The organism is Blastococcus saxobsidens, from assembly GCF_002938435.1.
GTDB lineage: Bacteria > Actinomycetota > Actinomycetes > Mycobacteriales > Geodermatophilaceae > Blastococcus > Blastococcus saxobsidens.
In genome coordinates, this window is record NZ_POQT01000017.1 from 13,085 (window position 1) to 35,412 (window position 22,328).

Consider the following 22,328-nt stretch of genomic DNA (forward strand, 5'->3'; position numbering starts at 1 on the left):
CTGGGCGATGACCGTGGACACCAAGACCGGACCGTCGGTGCGCGCGCGCATCGCATCGGTCGGCCCGATGCCGCTGCTGGCGGCATTGGTGGCGGTGGACCTCGCGCTCGTCGTCACCTCGGTCGTCCGCCTCGTCACGGCCGGGCCCGACGACGGCGACCCGTGGCTGCTCGAGACCGACCGCGGGGTCGCGGAGTTCGCCGGTTACGCGCAGCAGGCGGCTCTCGTCGTCCTGCTGCTGGCCCTGTGCCGGCTCACCGGGCACCTGGTCTGGGTCGCCTACGCCCTGGTCTTCCTCGGCGCCCTGGCCGACGACTACCTGCGCCTGCACGAGAGCAAGGGCGCCTGGCTGGCCGAGCAGTTGTCGCAGGACCTCTGGTTCCCGGCCGACGGGTTCCTGGGCCTGCGCGCCAACGACCTCGGCGAGATGATCGTCTGGGGCCTGCTGGGCGTGGTGCCCATCCTCGCCGCCATCCTCCTGCACCGGCGCAGCGACGGCTGGAACCGCCGGGCCAGCCTCGGCATGGCCGCCCTCCTCGGGGCCTACGTCTTCTTCGGCGCCGTCCTGGACCAGGTCCACGTGCTGTTCCTCGGGAGCTGGCTCGGCGACGTCGTCGGGACGCTCGAGGACGGCGGGGAACTGCTGGTCCTCAGTGCCTCCGTCGGCTACGTCGTCGGCCGTCTCCTCGCAGCCGGCCGGCACCGGACGCCGCAGCTGCCGGAGTCGACGCCGGTGCCCGAAGCCGTGATGGCACCAGGCAGGTGACCGGGACCGTCGCGGTCGTCCGGTCCGCGGTGCCCGGGGACGACCGGCAGTTCCTGCCCGCGCTCGACGGGCTCCGGGCGGTGGCCGCTCTCCTGGTGGTCGGCTACCACGCCGCACTGACGACCTGGCCCCTCGACGTGGGCTGGGCCGGCGTGGCGATCTTCTTCGTCCTGAGCGGCTACCTCATCACCCGGCTCTCGCTCGCCGACGAAGCGGGGCGGGGGTTCTCCTTCCGGGGATTCTGGATCCGCCGGGTCGCCCGCATAGTCCCGCTCTACCTGCTCGCCGTGGCCGCGTTCATGGTCCTGCCCTTCGTCGGCGAAGGTGGCGGTTGGTCGACGGTCGCACGAACCCTGCCGTACTACCTGACCTTCAACGGGGAGTTCGTCGAGGACGGCCCGATGAGCGTCGCCTGGTCACTCGGCATCGAGGAGAAGTTCTACCTGCTCTGGCCGATCGTGGCCTTCGCGCTGTTCGCCGGACGTCGTGGCCGCCTGCCGGCCACGGGTACCGCAGCGGTGCTGTGCCTGGTGACCGCCGTCCTGCTGCCCGTCCCGGGGCTCAGCGGCTATGCCGGTCTCCTCGTGGGGGCAGCGCTGGCCTTCCTGGAGCGCCGCTGCGGCTGGGTGGCGGACGGGCTGCCGGGTGCCCTCGCACGGCCGGTCGCCGGCTGGCTGAGCACCCTGGCCGTCGCCGGCGTGCTCGTCGCCGCGAACGTCCCGGCCGACGACTCCGTCGTCTACCTGCTCCTCTGCCCATTGGTGGCCGTCCTGCTCCTGCACCTGGTGCACGGCCGTTCCGCGGTGACGCGGTTCCTCGGCACCGCCCCGATGCGGTGGCTGGGCCGGCGCAGCTACGGGATCTACCTGCTGCACACGCTGGCCCTCACGGTGTGCGCGAAGGCGCTGCCCGCCGGCCTGCCCGCCCGCGACCTGTGGGTCGGCGCCGGGTGCCTGGCGCTCACCCTCGTGGTCAGCGACGTGGCCCACCGGCTGGTCGAGCGGCCCTTCATCCGCCTCGGCCGTGAGTGGTCGCGGAGTGCGGAGGCGGACCGGGCACCGGGGGTCGGTGCCCGGGTGGAGCTCGGGCGGGTCCCCGGTAGCCGGGCGTCGCGGCGGCACCAGGGCTAACCTGGCTGTCCGGCCCTCCGCGCATCCGGCGCGGCGTGTGCGGCCGACGGAACCCAGGAGATTCTGCGTGACCCTGCGCGGCGTGCTCGACGTCGTCCTCACCGACCCCGGCATGGCCCGCGTGGTCGCCGCGGCCGGCCGGGCGCAGCTCGCGGTCACCGCCCCTCCGACGGTCCAGCCGCTGGTCGCCGCCGCGCTGGCCGCCGCGGGCGGGGGCGAGGGCACCGGCGTGCCCGTCCTCCTGGTCACGGCCGGGGAGCGGGACGCCGACGCCGCCGCCGACCTGCTGCGCTGCTTCCTCCCGCAACGCCGGGTCGAGACGTTCCCGGCGTGGGAGACGCTGCCGCACGAACGGCTGAGCCCCCGCGCGGACACCGTCGGCCGCCGGCTGGCCGTGCTGCGCGACCTGGTGCACCCCGGCGCCAACGGCACCATCGACGTGCTCGTCGCCCCGGTGCGCAGCATCCTGCAGCCGCTGGCCCCCGGCCTCGGTGACCTGACCCCGGTCGAGCTGAAGCCGGGCGACTCCGCCGACCTCGACGCCGTCGCCCGCGCCCTGGCCGATGCCGCCTACACCCGCGTGGAACTCGTGGAGAAGCGCGGCGAGTTCGCCGTCCGCGGTGGGCTGGTCGACGTCTTCCCGCCCACCGAGCCGCACCCGGTGCGGGTCGAGTTCTGGGGCGACGAGGTCGACGAGCTGCGCTACTTCTCCGCCGCCGACCAGCGCTCGCTCGACGAGCGGCCCGACCGGCTGTGGGCGCCGCCGTGCCGCGAGCTGCTGCTCACCGAGCAGGTGCGTGCCCGCGCCGCCGCGCTCGCCGTCGAGCACCCGGGCCTGATCGAGGTGCTCGGCAAGCTGGCCGAGGGCATCGCCGTCGAGGGCATGGAGTCGCTGACCCCGGCCCTCATCGGCGACGAGGCGATGCAGCTGCTCACCGACCTCGTGCCGGCCGGCACGCACGTGCTGGTCTGCGACCCGGAGCGGGTGCGCAGCCGCGCCGCCGACCTGGTGCGCACGGCGGAGGAGTTCCTCGCCGCCTCGTGGGCGACCGCCGGTGAGGCGGGGGAGGCGCCCCTGGACCTGGGGGCGTCGTCGTTCCGCGACCTCGCCGACGTCGAGGACGCCGCGCGCACCCGCGGGCTGCCGTGGTGGACGACCGGGCAGTTCACCCTGGCCGCGGAGGACGACGACCAGCAGGTCACCCTCGACGCGACGAGCGTCGAGCGGTTCCACGGCGACCAGGTCACCGCCGTGCGGAGCATGCGCCAGTGGCACCGGCAGGGCTGGCGGGTCGTCGTCACCTTCGCCGGCCCGGGCCCCGCCCAGCGGGCCGCCGACCAGTTCATGGAGGCCGAGCTCGGCGCCCGGCTGGTGCCCGACATCGACCGGGCCCCCGACGCCGGGCTGACCCACGTGACCCAGGGCAGCATCGAGGCCGGCTTCGCCTTTCCCGGCGTGGGCCTGGCGCTGCTCACCGAGCACGACCTGACCGGCCAGCGCGGGACCTCGATGCGCGACGCGGCCAAGATGCCGGCGCGCCGCCGCAACGCCGTCGACCTCGTGCAGCTGCAGCCCGGCGACCTCGTGGTGCACGAGCAGCACGGCATCGGCCGCTACATCGAGATGATCAGCCGCACCGTGAACGGCGGGCAACGGGACTACCTGATCGTCGAGTACGCCCCGTCGCGGCGGAACCAGCCGCCGGACCGGCTGTTCGTGCCCACCGACGCCCTCGACCAGCTGACCCGCTACGTCGGCGGCGAGGCCCCGTCGCTGTCCAAGCTCGGCGGCGCCGACTGGCAGAAGACCAAGAGCCAGGCGCGCAAGGCGGTCAAGCAGATCGCCGGCGAGCTCATCCGGCTCTACTCGGCGCGGATGGCCACCAAGGGCCACGCGTTCGGTCCCGACACGGTCTGGCAGCGCGAGCTGGAGGACGCCTTCCCGTTCCAGGAGACGCCCGACCAGCTGGCCGCGATCGACGAGGTCAAGGGCGACATGCAGAACCCGGTCCCGATGGACCGGATCATCTGCGGCGACGTCGGCTACGGCAAGACCGAGATCGCGGTGCGCGCGGCGTTCAAGGCGGTGCAGGACGGCAAGCAGGTCGCCGTCCTGGTGCCGACGACGCTGCTGGCCAACCAGCACTTCAAGACGTTCTCCGAGCGGGTCGCCCAGTTCCCGGTGACCGTGAAGGTGCTCTCCCGGTTCCAGTCGGACAAGGAGACCACCGAGATCCTGCGCCAGCTGGCGGCCGGTGAGATCGACATCCTGGTCGGCACCCACCGGCTGCTGCAGCCCACCACCCGGTGGAAGGACCTCGGCCTGGTCGTCGTCGACGAGGAGCAGCGCTTCGGCGTCGAGCACAAGGAGTACCTGAAGACCATGCGGACGGCGGTCGACGTCCTGTCGATGTCGGCCACCCCGATCCCGCGCACCCTGGAGATGAGCCTCACCGGCATCCGCGAGATGTCGACGATCCTCACCCCGCCCGAGGAGCGGCACCCGGTGCTCACCTACGTGGGCGCCTGGAGCGACAAGCAGATGGCCGCCGCGATCCGCCGGGAGCTGCTGCGCGACGGTCAGGTGTTCGTCATCCACAACCGGGTGCAGTCGATCGACAAGGCGGCCGCCAAGATCCGCCACCTCGTCCCCGAGGCCCGGATCGCCGTCGGGCACGGGCAGATGAAGGAGCACGAGCTCGAGCGGATCATGGTCGGCTTCTGGGAGAAGGAGTACGACGTCCTGGTGGCGACGACGATCGTCGAGTCCGGCCTGGACATCCCCAACGCCAACACCCTGATCGTCGACCGCGCCGACACCTTCGGCCTCTCCCAGCTGCACCAGATCCGCGGCCGGGTGGGCCGGGGCCGGGAGCGGGCGTACGCCTACTTCACCTACGACCCGACGCGCACCCTCACCGAGACCTCGGTGGACCGGCTGACCACGATCGCCAACAACACCGACCTGGGTGCCGGCATGGCGGTGGCGATGAAGGACCTGGAGATCCGCGGCTCGGGCAACCTGCTCGGCGGCGAGCAGTCCGGGCACATCGCCGGCGTCGGCTTCGACCTGTACGTGCGGCTGGTCGGGGAGGCGGTGGCCGACTACCGCGCCCAGGTCACCGGCGAGGAGGCGCCCGCCGAGCCGGTCGAGGTCCGCGTCGACCTGCCGGTGGACGCGCACCTGCCGCACGACTACGTGCCCGGCGAGCGGCTGCGCATGGAGGCCTACCGCAAGGTCGCCGCCATCGGCGACGACGAGCAGGCGCAGGCCGTGCTGGACGAGCTCACCGACCGGTACGGCGCCCCGCCGGCACCGGTGCTCAACCTGCTGGCCGTGGCCCGCTTCCGGGTGGCGATGCGGGCGCTGGGCATCACCGAGGTGACGCTGCAGGGCCGCACCATCCGGGTCGGGCCGGTCGACCTGCCGGAGTCCAAGCAGATGCGGCTGGCCCGCCTGGCCGACGGCGCCTCGTACAAGGCCGCGGTGCAGACGGTCGCGCTGAAGGTCCCGGTCGGGCCGGACCGCCGCACCCCGCTGCGCGACGTGGCGTTGCTGGAGAACCTGCACTCGGTGCTGCGGGCCGTCCTCGACCAGCCGATCGCCGCCTGACAGCCGCGGCGGGCGCCACCGCGCGAGGCGCGGAACGCGCGCGCACGGCGGCTGTCTGCGGGGTCGCCCTGCCTCCCGAGCTGCGGCCCGACGGGGGCAGGACGCGGGGGCCCGGCCGACGGGGCCTCACCCGTTGGGATCGGACGGGGTGCCGGCGCCCGGCGCGGTGCGCGAGAGTCGGCGGTGCGCGCTCGTCCGACGTGTGGTGAACAGGGGGATTCCGCTGTGCGCACTGACCATGACCACCAGGCTCTGCCTGCGCGGACTGCGTTCGCGCGCCGCGCGTTCCAGGCCAAGTCGGCGACGATCCGCCGTCGCAGCGGAGCCTTCCTCGACGAGCTGATGACCCAGCAGGCCCTGCCGCCCGAGGCGCTGCGGGACCTCCAGTGGGACCGGGCGGCCCGGCTCCTGCGCTGGGCCACCGAGGCCACCGCCTTCTACCCGGCGCACTACGCGCGTGCCGGTGTCGACGTCCCTGCCGTCCGCGGGTGGGACGACTGGGAGGCGATCCCGCTCATCGACCGCACCGTCGTCAAGGACCACGCCGCGGACTTCCCCTCCACGGAAGCCGTCGGTGGGAACATCCGCGAGGCCAGGACCGGTGGCAGCACCGGGCAGCCGCTGCGCACCATGCAGGATGCTCGCGTCCCCTCGCTGGCGCTGGCCTGGCGGATGTACTCCTGGTGGGGCGTCCAGCCGTGGGACGACCTGGCCCGGATCGGGAAGTGGGGCTTCGGTCGGAGGGACGCCCTGAAGAACGGCGTCCAGTGGTGGCCCTCACGCCAGACCTACCTGGACGCCGCCCTGCTGGGCCAGGAGTCGATGCGCGCGTTCCACCGGCGCATCAGCGCGTCCCGGCCGGCCCTCCTCGAGGGTTATGTCGGCTCGATGCTGGAGTTCGCCGACTTCCTCGAGGATGAGGGTCTGCAGGCCCCGCGCCTCGCCGCGGTCGCGACGACCGCGGCGCCGCTCACCACGTCGGTCCGCCGGCGGCTGGAGTCCTTCTTCGACGCCCCCGTGTACGACGAGTACCGCTGCTCCGAGTTCGGCTGGATGGCGGGTGAGTGCCGCGAGCGCAGGGGCCTGCACCTGTTCGCCGACGTCCGCCTCGTGGAGGTGGTCGACGAGCAGGGCCGGCGTCTCCCGCCGGGTGAGGTCGGCGACCTCGTCGTCACCGATCTCAGCAACCGCGTGTTCCCGCTCATCCGCTACAAGATCGGCGACCGGGGTGCGCTGGTCGAGGAGCAGTGCAGCTGCGGGGTCACGCTCCCTCTGATGCGCCAGCCGGAGGGCCGTTCCACCGACGTGCTCCGGCTGCCGAGCGGCAAGGCGGTCGGGCACCGGCTCATGGCCATGTTCAGCGGCCACCCCGACAGCGTGCGCCTGTTCCAGATCCACCAGCGTGCCGACCACTCGATCGTCGTCCGTGTCGTTCCCGGACCCGTCGCCGACCACCGGGTCCACGTCGAGGCCGCGGTCGAGGACCTGCGCCGGCGCATCGGCTACGAGGTGCCGGTCACGACGGAGTACGTGGACCAGTTGCCGTTCACCGGCGGGAAGGTCAAGTACGTGGTCTCCGACGTCGCCGCCCCGGTTCCGGCCTGACCGGAGCGGGCGACGCCTGCGGCGCGGATCACGCGTGGTGTGGGAGTCTCCCGGCGTGCTGATGCGTCGAGCTGCCCGCGCGCGTGCCGCCGTGCTCCTGGTGGCCGTGGCCCTACCGGTCCTGGTCGGGTGCCGGTCCGCGCCCGCCGTCGCCGCCTACGTGGGCGACGAGCAGATCACGGTCACCGAGCTGGAGGCCGCCGTCACCGAACGGCTGGACGACGAGCGGATCGCCGCGTTCGCCGAGGGGCGCAGGGACGAGTTCACCCGCCGGGTGCTCGACGGGCTGGTCGCACGCCAGGTCCACGCGGCCGCGGCGGAGCGCTACGGCGTCAGCGTCGGCGACCGCGAGGTCCGCGACCGCATCGACGCGCTGCTCGCCGGGGACGACCCCGAGGCGGTCTTCGCCCAGCTGGCCGAGCAGGGCATCGGCCGGGCCGACGTGCAGGAGACCGTCCGCCAGCAGCTGCTGCGCCGCGAGCTCGCCGAGGCCGAGGGGGAGGCCGGCGCGCTCGACGCGGCCGCCCTGCGGCAGCGGTACGACGAGGTGCGCGAGGAGCTGGCCGAGGTCGAGTTCGGCTACATCACGGTGCCCGACCAGCCCACCGCCGACGCGCTGGTGGCCGACCTGTCGGCGGATCCCGCTCGGTACGCCGAGCTGGCGGCGCCCTTCGCCGGGCCGTACACGCTCGCTGAACTGCAGCGGCAGCCGGCGGAGGAGCTCCCGCCCGCCTTCGCCGAGCGGCAGGGCACCACGCCCCCCGGCACCGCCTTCACCGTTCCGGTGCCCGAGGCCGGCGGCGTCGTCGTCGGCTTCCTCGGCGACACCGTCTACCCGACCTTCGAGGAGATCCGGCCGCAGCTGGAGGAGGAGGCCGCCGGTCAGGTGGAGGCCGTCGGAGCCGAACTGGTCGACGACGTCCGCGAGGATCTCGACGTCACGGTCAACCCGCGCTACGGGGTGCTGCGCGACGGCCGGCTCGTCCCCGGCGAGGACGGCGTGGTCGACCTGCTCGAGGAACCCGCCGCGGCCGAGCAGCCTCCGGCGCCGGAGGGCGGCCCGGCAGACTGACCGGGTGCCCGTCATCGCCGTTCCCGTCAGCCCCCGCCTGCCCGGTCTGCTGAGCCCCGCCGGGTGGCGGGCGGTCTCCGCCGGCCACCCGCTGGCCGCCCTGCCCGGCGCAGCCGGCACCGCGGAGGTGCTGCGCGGCGAGGGGATGGCGGTCGCCGACGTGCCCGACGTCGCCGCCGTCGGCGAGCTGGACGGCGACGTCGTCCTGCTCGTCCCCGCCGGCGAAGCGGTCCCGGGGGCGGAGACGGTGGCGGGCGTCCCCGAGCCGCCGGGCGCCCGGCTGCTCGACGTCGTCGCCGTCATGGACCGGCTCCGCTCGCCCGGGGGCTGCCCGTGGGACGCCGAGCAGACGCACGCCTCGCTGCGCGGCTACCTGCTGGAGGAGGCGCACGAGGCCTACGACGCCATCGTCGACGACGACCCCGTCGGCATGCGCGAGGAGCTGGGTGACGTGCTGCTGCAGGTCGTCTTCCACGCCCGCGTCGCCGCCGAGGCCGGTGCGGAGCGCCGCTTCGACGTGGACGACGTCGCCGGCGACCTGGTGGACAAGCTGGTCCGCCGGCACCCGCACGTCTTCGGGGACGCCGGCCCGCGTGATGTCGCCCAGGTCGAGGCCGGCTGGGAGGAGATCAAGAAGGCTGAGAAGCAGCGCAGCTCGCCCACCGAGGGGGTCTCCCGCTCGCAACCGGCGGCCTCCTGGGGGGCGGCGCTCGTCCGCCGGGCCGGGCGGGCCGGGTTGCCGACGCCGGCGCCGGCGGAGCTGACCGTCCGCAGCCCCGAGGAGCTGGGGGAGCGGCTGCTGGGCGTCGTCACGGCCGCCGAGGCCCGCGGCTGGGACGTCGAGGACGCGCTGCGCGAGGCGGTCCGCCGCTACGCCGGCGAGCTGGACGCCGCGGCGCAGGAGCGCCTCCGGGGCTGACGGGCCGGTGCCGGCGCGGACGGGCCGACCCCTAGCGTGGACGTCCGGCAGCCGCTCGGAAGCCCCCGCCCCGGAAGGAGCCCGCCCTGTCCCGCGAACCGTTCGCCGCACCGTCGCCGGCCGTCGACGAGGTGGAGGACCTCGTCCCGGACGAGGCCTGGCAGGCCCTGGTGCTGGTCGCCGTCGCCGCCCTCGGCGCGTGGCTGGTGGGTGTGCTGATCGGGGTTCTCGTGCGCCGGCTGGCCCGCCGCTCCCCGGTGGCCGCCGACCTCTCCCGGCGCGGCCGGGCGCCGCTGCGCACCCTGCTCGTCCTCATCGCGGTCACGGTGGTCCTCGACGCCGGCCCCGCGCTGGGCGGCTGGCGGGACCCGGTGGTGCGCGGGCTCGGCCTGGCGCTGATCGCGACCGTCGGCTGGCTGCTGGCCGTCGCGGTCCACGTGGTCGCGGACGCGGCGCTGGCCCGCTACGACGTGGACGTCGTCGACAACCGGCACGCCCGCCGGGTGCGCACGCAGATCTCGCTGCTGCGCCGGCTGGCGGTCGTCGTCGTGGGGCTGCTGACCGTCGCGGCCATGCTGCTGACCTTCCCGTCCGCCCGGGCGGCCGGTGCCAGCATCCTGGCCAGCGCCGGGGTCATCTCGATCGTCGCCGGCCTGGCCGCCCAGACCTCCCTGGCCAACGTCTTCGCCGGGCTGCAGCTGGCCTTCACCGACGCCATCCGGGTGGACGACGTCGTCGTCGTGGAGGAGGAGTGGGGACGGATCGAGGAGATCACCCTCACCTACGTCGTCGTCCACATCTGGGACGACCGCCGGCTGGTGCTGCCCTCCACCTACTTCACGACCACCCCCTTCGAGAACTGGACCCGCAAGGAGTCCGCGGTGCTCGGGTCGGTGGAGCTGGACGTGGACTGGACGACGCCGTTCGACGACATGCGCACCGAGCTGCACCGGCTGCTGGAGGACGAGGGCGGCCGGGGGCCGGAGCTGTGGGACGGCCGGGTGGGCGTGCTCCAGGTGACCGACGCGGTCGGCTCGGTGGTGCGGGCGCGCGTGCTGGTCAGCGCCCAGGACGCCGGGACGCTGTTCGACCTGCGCTGCCACGTGCGCGAGCAGCTGGTGGGCTGGCTGCAGCGCGAGCACCCCGAGGGGCTGCCGAGGGTGCGGGTCGAGGGGGCCGGGGCCGCCCCGGCCTCCGCCCGCGGAGATCGGCGGGCCCCGGCGCAGTCGGCGACCGACAGCTCGTTGTTCACCGGCAGCAGCGAGGCGCTGGAGCGCTCGCGGGCCTTCGCCGGACCGAACCAGGAGGAGGTCGCCGACCGCGACACGACCCCCGGACCTCCGGACGACGACCGCCCCGCACGCGGCAGCTGAGCTCGGCTGGCGCGGCTGGTTAGGCTGTCCGGCGTGCCGAGCATCGATGCCGTAGGCGCGCGGGAGATCCTGGACTCGCGCGGAAACCCCACCGTTGAGGTCGAGGTCGCCCTCGACGACGGGACGATCGCCCGCGCCGCGGTGCCCAGCGGCGCCTCCACGGGCGCGTTCGAGGCGGTCGAGCTGCGCGACGGGGGTGAGCGGTACGGCGGCAAGGGCGTGACCAAGGCCGTGGACGGCGTCCTCGACGTCATCGGCCCCGAGCTCGTCGGCTACGAGGCGACCGAGCAGCGCCTCGTGGACCAGCGGCTGATCGACCTCGACGGCACGCCGGACAAGTCGCGGCTGGGCGCCAACGCCATCCTCGGCGTCAGCCTCGCCGTCGCCCGGGCCGCCGCGGACTCCACCGGCCTGCCGCTGTTCCGCTACGTCGGCGGCCCGTCGGCGCACCTGCTCCCCGTGCCGATGATGAACATCCTCAACGGTGGCGCCCACGCCGACAGCAACGTCGACGTGCAGGAGTTCATGATCGCGCCGATCGGGGCGGCCACCTTCGCCGAGGCGCTGGCCATGGGCACCGAGACCTACCACGCGCTCAAGGCCGTCCTGAAGGGCCGGGGCCTGTCCACGGGCCTGGGCGACGAGGGCGGCTTCGCCCCCGACCTGCCGAGCAACCGCGACGCCCTCGACCTCATCGCCGAGGCCGTCGAGAAGGCCGGCTACGCCCTGGGCTCCGACATCGCCTTCGCCCTGGACGTGGCCGCGACCGAGTTCCACAGCGACGGCGGCTACGACTTCGAGGGCCAGTCCCGCTCGGCGGAGTTCCTGGTCGACTACTACCGCGACCTGGTCGACGCCTACCCGATCGTCTCGATCGAGGACCCGCTCTCCGAGGAGGACTGGGACGGCTGGATCGGCATGACCACGGCGCTGGGGGACCGCGTCCAGATCGTCGGCGACGACCTGTTCGTCACCAACCCGACCCGGTTGGCCGACGGCATCGCGCGGGGCGCGGCCAACGCGCTGCTGGTCAAGGTCAACCAGATCGGCACGCTGACCGAGACCCTCGACGCGGTCAACCTGGCCCACCGCAACGGCTACCGCTCGATGATGAGCCACCGCTCCGGCGAGACCGAGGACACCACGATCGCCGACCTCGCCGTCGCCACCGACTGCGGGCAGATCAAGACCGGTGCCCCGGCCCGCAGCGAGCGCGTCGCCAAGTACAACCAGCTGCTGCGGATCGAGGAGGAGCTCGACGACGCCGCCCGCTACGCCGGCGCCGCCGCCTTCCCCCGGCTGAAGGGCTGAGCAGGGGCGGATGAGCAGCGTTCGGGGTCGGCGGGGCGGGCCCGCGGCCGACGGACGGCGCGCGACCGGCCGGGTCCCGCGGGTGCACACCACCCGGCCGGTGCGCACCGGCCTGCGGTCGGGCGCGTCCAGCCGCCCCGGGCAGCGGCGCACCGACCGCCGCCCCGAGCGCCGGCCGGCCGGGGCGTCGGCCCGCCGGCGGCCGCTGTTCACCGGGCGCGCCGTCCTGCTGGTCGGGCTCATCCTGGTGCTCGCGCTCACCCTGGCCGGCCCGATCCGCCAGTACCTCGCCGGTCAGGCGGAGCTGGCGCAGCTGGCCGCGGAGGGGCGCGAGCTGGACCTGCGTGCCGCCGACCTGGAGGCGCAGCTGGACCGCCAGTCCGACCCCGCCTACGCCGAGCGGCAGGCGCGGGAACGGCTCGCGTACGTGCTCCCCGGCGACCGGCTGGTCATCGTGGTCGACGGCGAGGCGGTCGAGGGCGACGCGGGGACCCTGGCCGCGGCGGCCCGGCAGCTCGAACCGCGGCCCTGGTACGAGGGGCTCATGGAGTCGGTGGCCACCGCCGACGGCGACGACGAGGCGGACGACGAGCCGCGCAACGGAGGAACGGGCGAGTGAGATGAAGGACCCCACTGCCCCCCAGACCTCGCCCGCTCGGCCCGGGCCCCTGCAGCGGGGCCGTTCCAGCCCCGTCAGCGAGGAGGACCGCGAGATCGTCGCCCGACAGCTCGGCCGCCCCCCGCGGGCGCTGGTCGCCGTCGCGCACCGCTGCCCGTGCGGGCAGCCCGACGTCGTGGAGACCGCCCCGCGGCTGGAGGACGGCACCCCGTTCCCCACGATGTACTACCTGACCTGCCCCCGGGCGTCGGCCGCCGCGAGCCGGCTGGAATCCGCCGGCCGGATGCGCGAGTGGCAGGAGGAGCTCGGCACCGATCCGGAGCTGGCGGCCGGTTACCGCGCGGCGCACGAGTCCTACCTGGCCGCCCGCGACGCCAAGGACGTGCTGCCGACCCGGGCCACCGCCGGTGGCATGCCCGATCGCGTCAAGTGCCTGCACGCCCTGGCGGGGCACGCGCTTGCCGCCGGCCGCGGGGTGAACCCGATCGGTGACCGCGCGGTCGACGGGATGGGGGAGTGGTGGGCCAAGGGCCCGTGCGCCCTGCCCGAGGGGCCCGGGGACCGGGCATGACCCGGGTCGCCGCCATCGACTGCGGCACCAACTCGATCCGCCTGCTGGTCGCCGACGTGCCGGCCGAGGGCGGGCACACCGACCTGCTGCGCCGCATGGAGGTGGTGCGCCTGGGTCAGGGGGTCGACGCCACCGGCCGCCTGGCGCCCGAGGCCATCGAGCGCACGCGGGTGGTCCTGGCCGAGTACGCCGCGGCCGCCCGCGACCTCGGCGCCGCCGACGTCCGCATGGTCGCCACCAGCGCCACCCGCGACGCCGCCAACCGCGCCGACTTCGAGGGCATGGTGCGCAGCACCCTCGGCCGCACGCCCGACGTGGTCACCGGCCGGGAGGAGGCGGAGCTGTCCTTCCTCGGCGCCACGGGGTCGGTCGACGCCGCGGCCGCCGGCCACGGGCTGCGGCCACCCGAGGCCCCGTACCTGGTGGTGGACATCGGCGGCGGGTCGACGGAGTTCGTGCTGGGCGACGCCGCGGGCGTGACGGCCGCGCGGTCGGTCGACATCGGCTGCGTCCGGCTCACCGAGCGGCACCTGCGCGACGACCCGCCGACCAACGAGCAGATCGCGCTCGCCGAGCGGGACATCCGCGCGGCGCTGGCCGACGTCGCCGCCGCGGTCCCCGTCGGCCGGGCCGCGAGCCTGGTCGGGCTGGCCGGCTCGGTGACCACCGTGGCCGCGCTCGCCCTCGACCTGCCCACCTACGACTCCGACGCGATCCACGGCTCCCGGATCCCCGTCGCCGACGTGCGCCGGATCTCCGCGGACCTGCTCGCCGCCACCCGTGCCCGCCGGGCCGCCTCGCCGGTGATGCACCCGGGCCGGGTCGACGTCATCGGTGCCGGGGCGCTGATCCTCCGGGTGCTCATGGACGAGTTCGGCCTGCCCGAGGTGACGGTCAGCGAGCACGACATCCTCGACGGCATCGCGCTGCGGCTCGCCCGCGGCTGAAGGACGCCGGTGCCCCCCACGACTCGCCCGTTCGCCGCGGAACCCTGCACCGGGGCCGTGCCGTGACCGCACGGGACGCGGGCGGTTTCCCGGTCACGCGGACCCCGGCCGGGGTCGTCCGGTCGGCCCGGAGCACCCCGGACCTGGCCGTCCTCGACACGCGGATCTCCGGTTGCTACGCCTGCCCCCGACTGGTCGCCTGGCGGGAGGAGGTCGCGCGGGTCAAGCGCGCGTCCTTCCGGGAGGAGGACTACTGGGGCCGGCCGGTGCCGGGCCTGGGCCCGGCCGATGCACGGATCGCCGTCGTCGGGCTGGCGCCGGCCGCGCACGGCGGGAACCGGACCGGACGGGTGTTCACCGGGGACCGCAGCGGCGACTGGATCTTCGCCGCCCTCTGGCGGGCGGGCCTGGCCAACCAGCCGACCTCCACGCACCTGGGGGACGGCCTCGAGCTCACCGACGTCCGGGTCGCCGCAGCCGTGCGCTGCGCGCCGCCGGCCAACGCCCCGACCCCGGAGGAGCGCGACACCTGCTCGCCGTGGCTGGCGCGGGAGCTGGAGCTCCTGCCGCGCCTGCGGGTGGTCGTCGTGCTCGGCGGGTTCGGCTGGACGGCGCTGTGGCCGGTGCTCGCCGCGGCCGGGTACGCCCTGCCCCGACCGCGGCCGGTCTTCGGGCACGGCGTCGAGGTGGCGCTGGAGGGGCCGCGCGGCCCGCTGACCCTGCTGGGCAGCTACCACGTCAGCCAGCAGAACACCTTCACCGGCAGGCTCACCGAGTCGATGCTCGACGCCGTGCTCAGCCGGGCCACCGAGCTGGCGGCCCCGGGCGGCTGACCGGTCAGACCGCCTCCAGGTGTGCGGCCAGCGCCTCGCCCAGTGCGCGACAGCAGTCGTGGACTCGCAGACCGAGCCGGCCGAGACCTGGAAGACGTACCCATGCCGTCGAACCGGCGCAGGTCGACCGGCACGCCGGCGGCGCGGGCGCGATCGGCGAGCCGCACGGCCTCCCCGAGCAGGATCTCGTCGCCGCCTGCACGACCAGCGGCGGGAGATAGGCGAGCTCGGCGGCGAGCGGGACCAGCTCGGGGCCGCGCAGGTCGCGACCGGGCGCGAAGTCGGCGGCGCAGCGGGCCAGCCACGCGGGCTGCAGCATCGGGTCGACCCGGTCGCCGGGCCGGTCGTCGCCGGAGAGGTCCAGCAACGGGGGGATGAGAGCGAGCGCGGCCGGCAGCGGGCTGCCCTCGTCGCGCAGCCGCAGGGCCGCGGTGAGGGCGAGCCAGCCGGTCCCGTCCTGCTGCGCCCGGCACCGCTAGCGTTCCTCCAGCGCCCCCGTAGCCCAATCGGCAGAGGCAGGCCCCTTAAAAGGGTCCCAGTGTCGGTTCGAATCCGACCGGGGGCACGCGCCGGCTCGCCTGGGCGATTGCGCGCAGAAGCACCCCTCGGCGGCCCGATGGGGTCCTTTTCTGCGCAATCGCCCGGGGGATCCATTGTGAGCAACTGCACCGACCTCTTCGGGCGGAAAACCGACCGATTCGGTCGGTCTCTCGTACCGTGGACGCGTGGCGCGACCGTTCCGGCAGCAGATCGACGAGGGCATCCTCGATCGTGCCGCCGCGCTGTTCGCCCGCCGCGGCTTCGCGAAGACCTCGCTGCAGGACGTCGCCGACGCCGTGGGCCTGTCCAAGGCCGGGCTGCTGCACCACTTCCCGAGCAAGGACGCGCTCCACGAGGCCGTGCTGGCGCAGGCGGAGGCGAAGGCCCGCGGGGTGCTCGACGAGGTCGGGCCGCTGCCGTTCGGCGAGGCCCGCGACCGCCGCGCCGTCGACGTCGTCCTCGACGTCGCCCTCGCCCACCCCGGGCTCGTGGCGCTCATGCTCGCCCCGGTGCTGCAGGCCGACGCCGACCCCGGGGCGGGAAAGGGCGCCTCCGGGGCCGCGCTCGCGGCGTTCGGTGTCGACCTGGAGACGTCGGATCCCGAGCGCCTGGTGCGGGTGCTGGGCGCCCTCGGTGCGCTCGCCGTCCTGTCGCTCGCGGCCCACCACGAGGGCCAGACCACCGCGTGGCGGGCGCACGTCGCCGCCACCTGCTTCGACGCGCTCGGCCACCGCCGACCCGGCGCCGAACGTCCCAGCTCCGACCAGGTGGAGGCCTGATCAGCATGGCTCTTGCGTTGTCCCGACTCGGTGCCTTCTCGCACCGGCACCGGCTGGCAGTGGTCCTCGTCTGGCTCGTCGTCCTCGTCGCGGGCGGCGTCGGTGCGGTGACCCTGGCCGGTGAGACGTCGAGCAGGTTCGACATCCCGGGCCAGGAGTCCACGGTGGCCCTGGACCGGATCGGCGAGGAGTTCGGCGCCGGCAGCGAGGGCGCCACCGCGCGGGTCGTGGTGGTGGCCCCCGACGGCCAGACCGTCACGACGCCGGAGAACGCCGGTGCCCTCGGTGCGCTGGTGGCCGAGATCGGCGAGCTGCCCGGCGTCACCTCCGCCACCAACCCGCTGGACCCGGCGGCCCCCTCGGTGAACCGCGAGCAGACGACCGCCTACAGCACGGTCACCTTCGACGCCGCGCCCGGCGAGGTGACGCCGGCCCAGCAGGAGGCGCTGCTCGACGTGGTCGAGGGCGCCGGCGAGGGCGGTCTCACCGTCGAGGTGACCGGCGAGGCCACCCAGGAACCCCCGCACGTCGGCGGGCCGGCCGAGGCGATCGGCGTCGTCGTCGCGCTGCTCGTCCTGGCCGTCACCTACGGCGCGCTGGCCGTCGCCGGCATGAACCTGCTGTCGGCACTGGTCGGCGTCGGCATCGGCGTCATGGGCGTCACGATCGCCACCGGGTTCGTCGACCTGTCGTCCACGACCCCGACGCTGGCCGCGATGCTGGGCCTGGCCGTGGGCATCGACTACGCCCTCTTCATCATCACGCGCTACCGGCAGGAGCTGCGCCACGGTTCCGACGTCGGCACCGCGATCGCGACCGCCGTGGGCACCGCCGGCTCGGCCGTGGTCACCGCCGGGCTCACCGTGGTCATCGCGCTGGCCGGTCTGTTCGTCGTCGGCATCCCGTTCCTGACCCAGATGGGTGTGGCCGCGGCCGCGACCATCGTCGTCGCCGTCCTGGTCGCGCTCACCCTGGTGCCCGCCGCCCTCGGCTTCCTGGGCCTGCGTGCGCTGCCGCGCACGCAGCGCGGCGCCGCGGCCGACGGCGGCGGCGAGGCCGGCGGCCGTGGGTTCCTCCTCGGGTGGGCCGGCACGGTGACCCGCCGCCGCGTCGGCAGCCTGCTGCTCGCGGTGGTGGCTCTCGCCGTCATCTCCGTCCCGTTCTTCTCGATGCAGACGACCCTCGTGCAGATGCCGCCGGAGGGCAGCACCCAGGCGCGGGCCGACGACCTGCTCGCCCGGGGCTTCGGCGAGGGCTTCAACGGCCCGCTCACCGTGCTCTTCGAGGGTGACGGCGCGGCCGAGACGGCGGCCCGGGTAACCCCGGCCGTGGCCGAGCTCGACGACGTCGTCATCGTCACCCCGCCCATCCCCGACGCCGACGGGGACGCGGCGCTGCTCACCGTGATCCCGGAGTCGGGACCGACCGATCCCGCGACCGAGCAGCTCGTGGCCGACCTGCGGGCGGAGCTGACCGACCTCGACGGCGGCGTGCAGGCCTCCGTCACCGGCCAGACCGCCGTCAGCGTCGACGTCGCGCGCAGCCTGGACGACGCGCTGCCGGTGTACCTGACCCTCGTCGTCGGCCTGGCCCTGGTGCTGCTCGTGCTGGTCTTCCGCTCGATCCTGGTGCCGCTGGTCGGCGTCCTGGGCTTCCTGCTCACCATCGGCGCCTCGCTCGGCGCGACCGTCGCGGTCTTCCAGTGGGGCTGGCTGGCCGACGCGGTCAACCTCGACTCGACCGGCCCGCTGATCAGCCTCACGCCCATCCTGGTGATCGGCATCCTGTTCGGCCTGGCGATGGACTACCAGATCTTCCTGGTGTCCCGGATGCACGAGGCGCACAGCCACGGTGTCTCGCCGCTGGAGTCCATCCGCACCGGCTTCCGCCAGGCCGCCCCGGTGGTCGTCGCGGCCGCGCTGATCATGTCCTCGGTCTTCGCCGGCTTCGTCCCCGCCGGTGAGGCGACCATCAAGTCGATCGCCTTCGCGCTGGCGTCGGGCATCCTCTTCGACGCCTTCGTCGTCCGGATGGTCATCGTCCCGGCCGCGCTCGCCCTGCTGGGTGAGCGGGCCTGGTGGCTGCCCCGCTGGCTCCGGTGGCTGCCCGTCCTGGACGTGGAGGGCGCGGCGCTGGAGAAGGCGGCGGGCCGGCACGCCGAGCGGCCGGACCTGGTCGGCGCGACCCGCCGCTGAGCGTTCCCGGCCTTTCCCGGGCACGGTGGTTCGATCGCCGGCCGGAACGGGAACGGGCAGCCGGTGACGGCGGCGCGGGTGGCGGCGACCGGCCGGTGGGTCGATCCCGACGACGGGATCCGGTATCCCGCCGGTGAGGTCCACGGGTGGGAGCCCGGGCGGAACGAGACGGTCTGCGGCCTCTCCCTGAGCAGATCGGCCCTGGCGCGCTTCCCGCACGTGCCCTGGGCCGACGTCCAGCCCGAGTCCGGCCGGCACGCCGAGGAGGTGCGGTCGGTGTGCCGGCGCTGCCGCGCGGGCCTCGGCGGCCGCCGGGACGACCGCGGCTGGCAGCGCACCGACCCCCGCCCCTGACCGCACACGGTGCGCACCGCCCCCCGTGCGCCACCCGCGCGGGGGATCGGTGCGGCTCCGTGGAACGCTTCAGGCGTGTCGGGCGTTGACCTGACCGAGTGGAGTGCAGGAAATTGACTCCACGACCGACGAGTCACCTCGAGGAGATGACGATGCCCAGTAAGAACCCGGCGTTCAGCCGTGGCTTCGGCAACGCGGGCCCCGGCCAGCCGTACGCGGGTTGGGGCAACGCTCCGCAGCAGCAGCACGGGGCCCCCCAGTACGGGGCGCCCCAGTACGGCGCTCCGCAGTACGGTGCTCCGCAGTACGGTGCGCCCGCCCCCCAGCAGGACCAGTACGCCGCGCCGTCCCCGTACGGGACCACGCCGGACACGCGCTACATGACGATGGACGACGTCGTCACCAAGACGGGCCTCTCGTTCCTGGTGACCGTCCTGACCGCGGCCGCCGTCTGGGCGCTGCCGGGCAACGCCGCCTGGGGCTTCGCCCTCCCGGCAGTGCTGGTCGCGTTCGTCCTCGGCCTGGTGATCGCCTTCAAGCAGATCGCCAACCCGGTCGCGACGCTGGCCTACGGCGCCCTGTACGGCGTCGCGCTCGGCGCGATCAGCGAGGCCTTCAACAGCATCTACCCCGGCATCGTGGTGCAGGCGCTGATCGGCACGTTCGGTGTCTTCGCCGGCATGCTGGTGGTCTACAAGACCGGCGCCATCCGCGTGACGCCGAAGTTCACCCGCTGGATGATGGCGGCGCTGATCGGTGTCCTGGTCCTGATGGTCGCCAACCTGGTCGCCGGCTTCTTCACCGACGGCGGTCTGGGCCTGCGTGACGGTGGCCCGCTGGCCATCATCTTCAGCCTGGTCGTGATCGGTGTGGCGGCGTTCTCGCTGCTGCTCGACTTCGACATGGCCGACGAGGCCATCCGCCGCGGCGCCCCGGCGAAGTTCGCCTGGTACATCGCCTTCGGTCTGCTCGTGACCGTGGTGTGGCTGTACCTGGAGATCCTGCGTCTCCTGAGCTACCTCCAGGACGACTGACAGAAGCACTCCCTGCCCCCGCCGCGCAAGCTCGCGGCGGGACCCTGCAGGGGGCCTGAGAACGAGCAGTGGCCCGGTCCCCGTGAGGGGGCCGGGCCACTGTCATGTCCGGATCCGGGGACTCGCAGTAGAGCGATCAACCCCCGGGCATGGGAAGCGATACACCCGTTGGGGCGGCCAGAACGGGTGTATCGCTTCCCATGCTGGGGTGGGTCAGGAGAGGCGCTCCAGCACCATCGCCATGCCCATGCCGCCGCCGACGCACATGGTCTCCAGACCGAACGTCTTGTCCCGAGTCTGGAGGCCGTTGATCAGCGTGCCGGTGATGCGGGCGCCGGTGCTGCCGAACGGGTGCCCGACGGCGATGGCGCCACCGTGCACGTTCAGCTTGTCGATGTCGACGCCCAGGTCGCGGTAGCTGGGGATGACCTGCGCGGCGAACGCCTCGTTGATCTCGACGAGGTCGATGTCGTCGATGGTCATGCCCGCGCGCTGCAGGGCGAGCTTCGAGGCGTCGACCGGGCCGTAGCCCATGATCTCCGGCGACAGGCCGGTGACCGCGGTGGAGACCACGCGGGCCAGCGGGGTGAGGCCCAGCTCGGCGGCCTTGGTGTCGCTCATGACCACCACGGCGGAGGCGCCGTCGTTGAGCGGGCAGGCGTTGCCGGCGGTGACCCGGCCGTCGGGGCGGAAGACCGGCTTGAGGCCGGAGATGCCCTCGAGCGTGGTGCCGGGGCGCGGGCCGTCGTCCTTGGTGACCACGGTGCCGTCGGGCAGCGTGATCGGGACGATCTCGCGGTCCCAGAACCCGTTGTCGATGGACTCCTCGGCCAGGTTCTGGCTGCGGACGGCGAACTCGTCCATCTCCTGGCGCGAGACGCCCTTGAGCAGCGCCAGGTTCTCGGCGGTCTGGCCCATGGCGATGTAGACGTCGGGGACATCGCCGTTCTCGCGCGGGTCGGTCCAGGAGTCGGCGCCGCTCTCGGCGACCTTGGCCACCCGCGCCTGCGCGTCGGCGAACACCGGGTTCTGGGTGTCGGGCAGCGCGTCGCTGTTGCCCTTCACGAACCGGGAGACGGTCTCGACGCCGGCGGAGATGAAGACGTCGCCCTCGCCGGCCTTGATGGCGTGCATGGCCATGCGGGTGGTCTGCAGCGACGAGGAGCAGTAGCGGGTGATCGTGGTGCCGGGCAGGTGGTCCATGCCGAGCAGCACGCTCACCACGCGGCCCATGTTGTAGCCCTGCTCACCGCCGGGGAGGCCGCAGCCGAGCATCAGGTCGTCGATGTCGGTGGGGTCGAGCGAGGGCACCTTGTCCAGGGCGGCGCGGACGACGGCGGCGGCCAGGTCGTCGGGCCGCATGTCCTTGAGCGACCCCTTGAACGCGCGGCCGATGGGCGAGCGCGCAGTCGCGACGATGACGGCTTCGGGCATGGGAGTCCTCCACGATGAGGCGGGTCCGGGCGGGTCGCCGGACGTCGGTCACCTCGGAAACTACCCCGGCCCCGGGTCGCGGGATCCTGCCGTCGGGGCCCCGATCGCCCGTTGTGGTCCGCGTCACGCAGCGGTCAGTGGGACGCCTCCGCCTCCGCCTCGGTCTCGGCGCGCTCGGCCTCTTCCGGGGTGGGCACCTCGGTGGGGCGCGGGCGGCGCAGCAGCGCCCAGGGCCCGCGCGGTCCGGTGTCGGAGCCCGCGACCTCGGTGCCCTGCACCTCGGTGCCCGGCCGGTTGGCCGCGCGCGCGGCCGCGAGGGCCACGGGCCGGACCGACTCGCGGCGCAGCGCCCGCAGACCGCGTCCGGTTCCGGTGGGCCACACGCCGACCGCGTCTGCGACCGCCGGCAGCAGGACGGCGGCGGCCGCGGCGTAGCCGACCGCGCTGGGGTGGAACTGGTCATTACTGAACATGCCGTGGTCCGAGGCGAAGGCGGGGCCCAGCAGCGAGCCCAGGGACACCGTGCGCCCGCCGGCCTCGACCACGGCGACGGTCTGCGCGGCGGCCATCTGCCGGCTCCATCGGCGGGCGAGGGTGCGCAGCGGCTGGGCGATCGGCCGGATCGTGCCCAGGTCGGGGCAGGTGCCGACCACGACCTCGCAGCCGACGGCGGTCAGCCGGCGCACGGCGTCGGTGAGGTGGGCGACGGAGACGGAGGTGGGCGTCCGGCTGGTCACGTCGTTGGCGCCGATCATGATCAGCGCGACGGCGGGGCGCTCCTCGAGCGCGCGGTCGACCTGGGCGTCGAGGTCACGCGCCCGGGCACCGGACACAGCGAGCCGGACGAGGCGCACGGGCCGCTCGGCGAGCTCGGTCAGCCCCGCGGCCACCAGCACCCCGGGGGTTTCCGACGCCCGGGTGACGCCGAGGCCGACGGCGCTGGAGTCGCCCAGCACCGTGAAGACGATCGGCTCGGCGCGGCCGCGTCCGTAGACGCCGTCCCCCGACGGCGGGTCCAGCTTCGTCGTCCGGGCCTCGACCTTGCGGCGTGCGGCGCGGGCCTCCTCCCGGAGGAGGGCCACCAGGGCCGCTCCGGCGATGGTCACGCTGCCACCGCCGTAGGCGGCGTAGGGCGCGAGCCGTCGGGCGGTATCGGTACGCATCATCGTGCCTCCGTCCCTGCTCGGCGCCGTCGTAGCACCACTGACGTTATCGGCCGCCTACGGTGCAAGC

General features: G+C 74.4%; 18 protein-coding genes, 1 tRNA gene and 1 pseudogene. 17 read left to right on the forward strand and 3 right to left on the reverse strand.

Features of this window, described 5'->3' with window-relative positions:
• Positions 1–7: 7 nt before the first annotated feature.
• The 12 genes from C5507_RS22295 (at position 8) to C5507_RS11840 (ending at position 14,759) form a co-directional block, all read left to right on the forward strand.
• Complete coding sequence (locus C5507_RS22295) at positions 8–766, forward strand: hypothetical protein (RefSeq protein WP_158657587.1); 759 nt, start codon at positions 8–10, stop codon at positions 764–766.
• Complete coding sequence (locus C5507_RS22300; RefSeq protein ID WP_158657588.1) at positions 763–1,896, forward strand: acyltransferase family protein; 1,134 nt, start codon at positions 763–765, stop codon at positions 1,894–1,896. Before C5507_RS22295 ends, C5507_RS22300 begins: the two co-directional genes overlap by 4 nt.
• Positions 1,897–1,963: 67 nt before the next feature.
• Positions 1,964–5,509 carry a transcription-repair coupling factor gene (gene mfd / locus C5507_RS11795; RefSeq protein WP_104528722.1) on the forward strand — a complete coding sequence of 1,182 codons (3,546 nt, stop codon included), beginning with the start codon at positions 1,964–1,966 and terminating at the stop codon, positions 5,507–5,509.
• Between the two features lie 225 nt (positions 5,510–5,734).
• Positions 5,735–7,114, forward strand: coding sequence for a phenylacetate--CoA ligase family protein (locus tag C5507_RS11800; RefSeq protein ID WP_104528723.1), 1,380 nt, complete (start codon positions 5,735–5,737; stop codon positions 7,112–7,114).
• Positions 7,115–7,148: 34 nt separating this feature from the next.
• Positions 7,149–8,186 carry a SurA N-terminal domain-containing protein gene (locus tag C5507_RS22840; RefSeq protein WP_211295517.1) on the forward strand — a complete coding sequence of 346 codons (1,038 nt, stop codon included), beginning with the start codon at positions 7,149–7,151 and terminating at the stop codon, positions 8,184–8,186.
• A gap of 4 nt (positions 8,187–8,190) precedes the next feature.
• Positions 8,191–9,105 carry a nucleoside triphosphate pyrophosphohydrolase gene (locus tag C5507_RS11810; protein WP_104528724.1) on the forward strand — a complete coding sequence of 305 codons (915 nt, stop codon included), beginning with the start codon at positions 8,191–8,193 and terminating at the stop codon, positions 9,103–9,105.
• A 131-nt stretch (positions 9,106–9,236) separates the two neighbouring features.
• Complete coding sequence (locus C5507_RS11815; protein WP_104528725.1) at positions 9,237–10,478, forward strand: mechanosensitive ion channel family protein; 1,242 nt, start codon at positions 9,237–9,239, stop codon at positions 10,476–10,478.
• A gap of 33 nt (positions 10,479–10,511) precedes the next feature.
• Entirely contained in the window at positions 10,512–11,789 is a 1,278-nt protein-coding gene (eno, locus tag C5507_RS11820) for a phosphopyruvate hydratase (RefSeq protein WP_104528726.1), read from the forward strand.
• A 10-nt stretch (positions 11,790–11,799) separates the two neighbouring features.
• Positions 11,800–12,408, forward strand: coding sequence for a septum formation initiator family protein (locus tag C5507_RS11825; protein ID WP_104528727.1), 609 nt, complete (start codon positions 11,800–11,802; stop codon positions 12,406–12,408).
• Position 12,409: 1 nt separating this feature from the next.
• A complete protein-coding gene (locus C5507_RS11830) occupies positions 12,410–12,979 on the forward strand; it encodes a DUF501 domain-containing protein (protein ID WP_104528728.1) in 570 nt (189 codons plus the stop codon).
• Positions 12,976–13,926: a Ppx/GppA phosphatase family protein gene (locus C5507_RS11835; protein WP_104528729.1), complete on the forward strand. Its 951-nt coding sequence runs from the start codon at positions 12,976–12,978 to the stop codon at positions 13,924–13,926. The genes C5507_RS11830 and C5507_RS11835 overlap by 4 nt, the downstream gene beginning before the upstream one ends.
• A 62-nt stretch (positions 13,927–13,988) precedes the next feature.
• Positions 13,989–14,759 carry a uracil-DNA glycosylase gene (locus C5507_RS11840; RefSeq protein ID WP_104528730.1) on the forward strand — a complete coding sequence of 257 codons (771 nt, stop codon included), beginning with the start codon at positions 13,989–13,991 and terminating at the stop codon, positions 14,757–14,759.
• A gap of 4 nt (positions 14,760–14,763) precedes the next feature.
• Here the strand turns inward: C5507_RS11840 and C5507_RS11845 are convergent.
• Positions 14,764–15,195: pseudogene (locus C5507_RS11845) on the reverse strand (alpha/beta hydrolase fold domain-containing protein); the annotation flags it as partial.
• Between the two features lie 55 nt (positions 15,196–15,250).
• On the opposite strand from C5507_RS11845, the gene C5507_RS11850 reads away from it, so the two are divergent.
• From C5507_RS11850 to C5507_RS11870, 5 genes are all read left to right on the forward strand, one after another.
• Positions 15,251–15,324: transfer RNA gene (locus C5507_RS11850), tRNA-Leu, on the forward strand.
• 160 nt (positions 15,325–15,484) lie between these two features.
• Positions 15,485–16,078 carry a TetR/AcrR family transcriptional regulator gene (locus C5507_RS11855; RefSeq protein ID WP_104528732.1) on the forward strand — a complete coding sequence of 198 codons (594 nt, stop codon included), beginning with the start codon at positions 15,485–15,487 and terminating at the stop codon, positions 16,076–16,078.
• Between the two features lie 5 nt (positions 16,079–16,083).
• Positions 16,084–18,273 carry an MMPL family transporter gene (locus C5507_RS11860; RefSeq protein WP_104528733.1) on the forward strand — a complete coding sequence of 730 codons (2,190 nt, stop codon included), beginning with the start codon at positions 16,084–16,086 and terminating at the stop codon, positions 18,271–18,273.
• A gap of 63 nt (positions 18,274–18,336) precedes the next feature.
• The gene (locus C5507_RS11865; RefSeq protein ID WP_104528734.1) at positions 18,337–18,627 is read left to right on the forward strand and encodes a hypothetical protein; all 291 of its coding nucleotides are present in this window, start codon (positions 18,337–18,339) and stop codon (positions 18,625–18,627) included.
• A 152-nt stretch (positions 18,628–18,779) separates the two neighbouring features.
• The gene (locus tag C5507_RS11870; protein ID WP_104528785.1) at positions 18,780–19,661 is read left to right on the forward strand and encodes a Bax inhibitor-1/YccA family protein; all 882 of its coding nucleotides are present in this window, start codon (positions 18,780–18,782) and stop codon (positions 19,659–19,661) included.
• Positions 19,662–19,874: 213 nt separating this feature from the next.
• Here the strand turns inward: C5507_RS11870 and C5507_RS11875 are convergent, their stop codons facing one another.
• Together C5507_RS11875 and C5507_RS11880 are read right to left on the reverse strand one after the other, a co-directional pair.
• Positions 19,875–21,095 carry an acetyl-CoA C-acetyltransferase gene (locus tag C5507_RS11875; protein ID WP_104528735.1) on the reverse strand — a complete coding sequence of 407 codons (1,221 nt, stop codon included), beginning with the start codon at positions 21,093–21,095 and terminating at the stop codon, positions 19,875–19,877.
• Positions 21,096–21,229: 134 nt separating this feature from the next.
• Complete coding sequence (locus C5507_RS11880) at positions 21,230–22,261, reverse strand: SGNH/GDSL hydrolase family protein (protein WP_104528736.1); 1,032 nt, start codon at positions 22,259–22,261, stop codon at positions 21,230–21,232.
• Between the last annotated feature and the right edge of the window lie 67 nt (positions 22,262–22,328).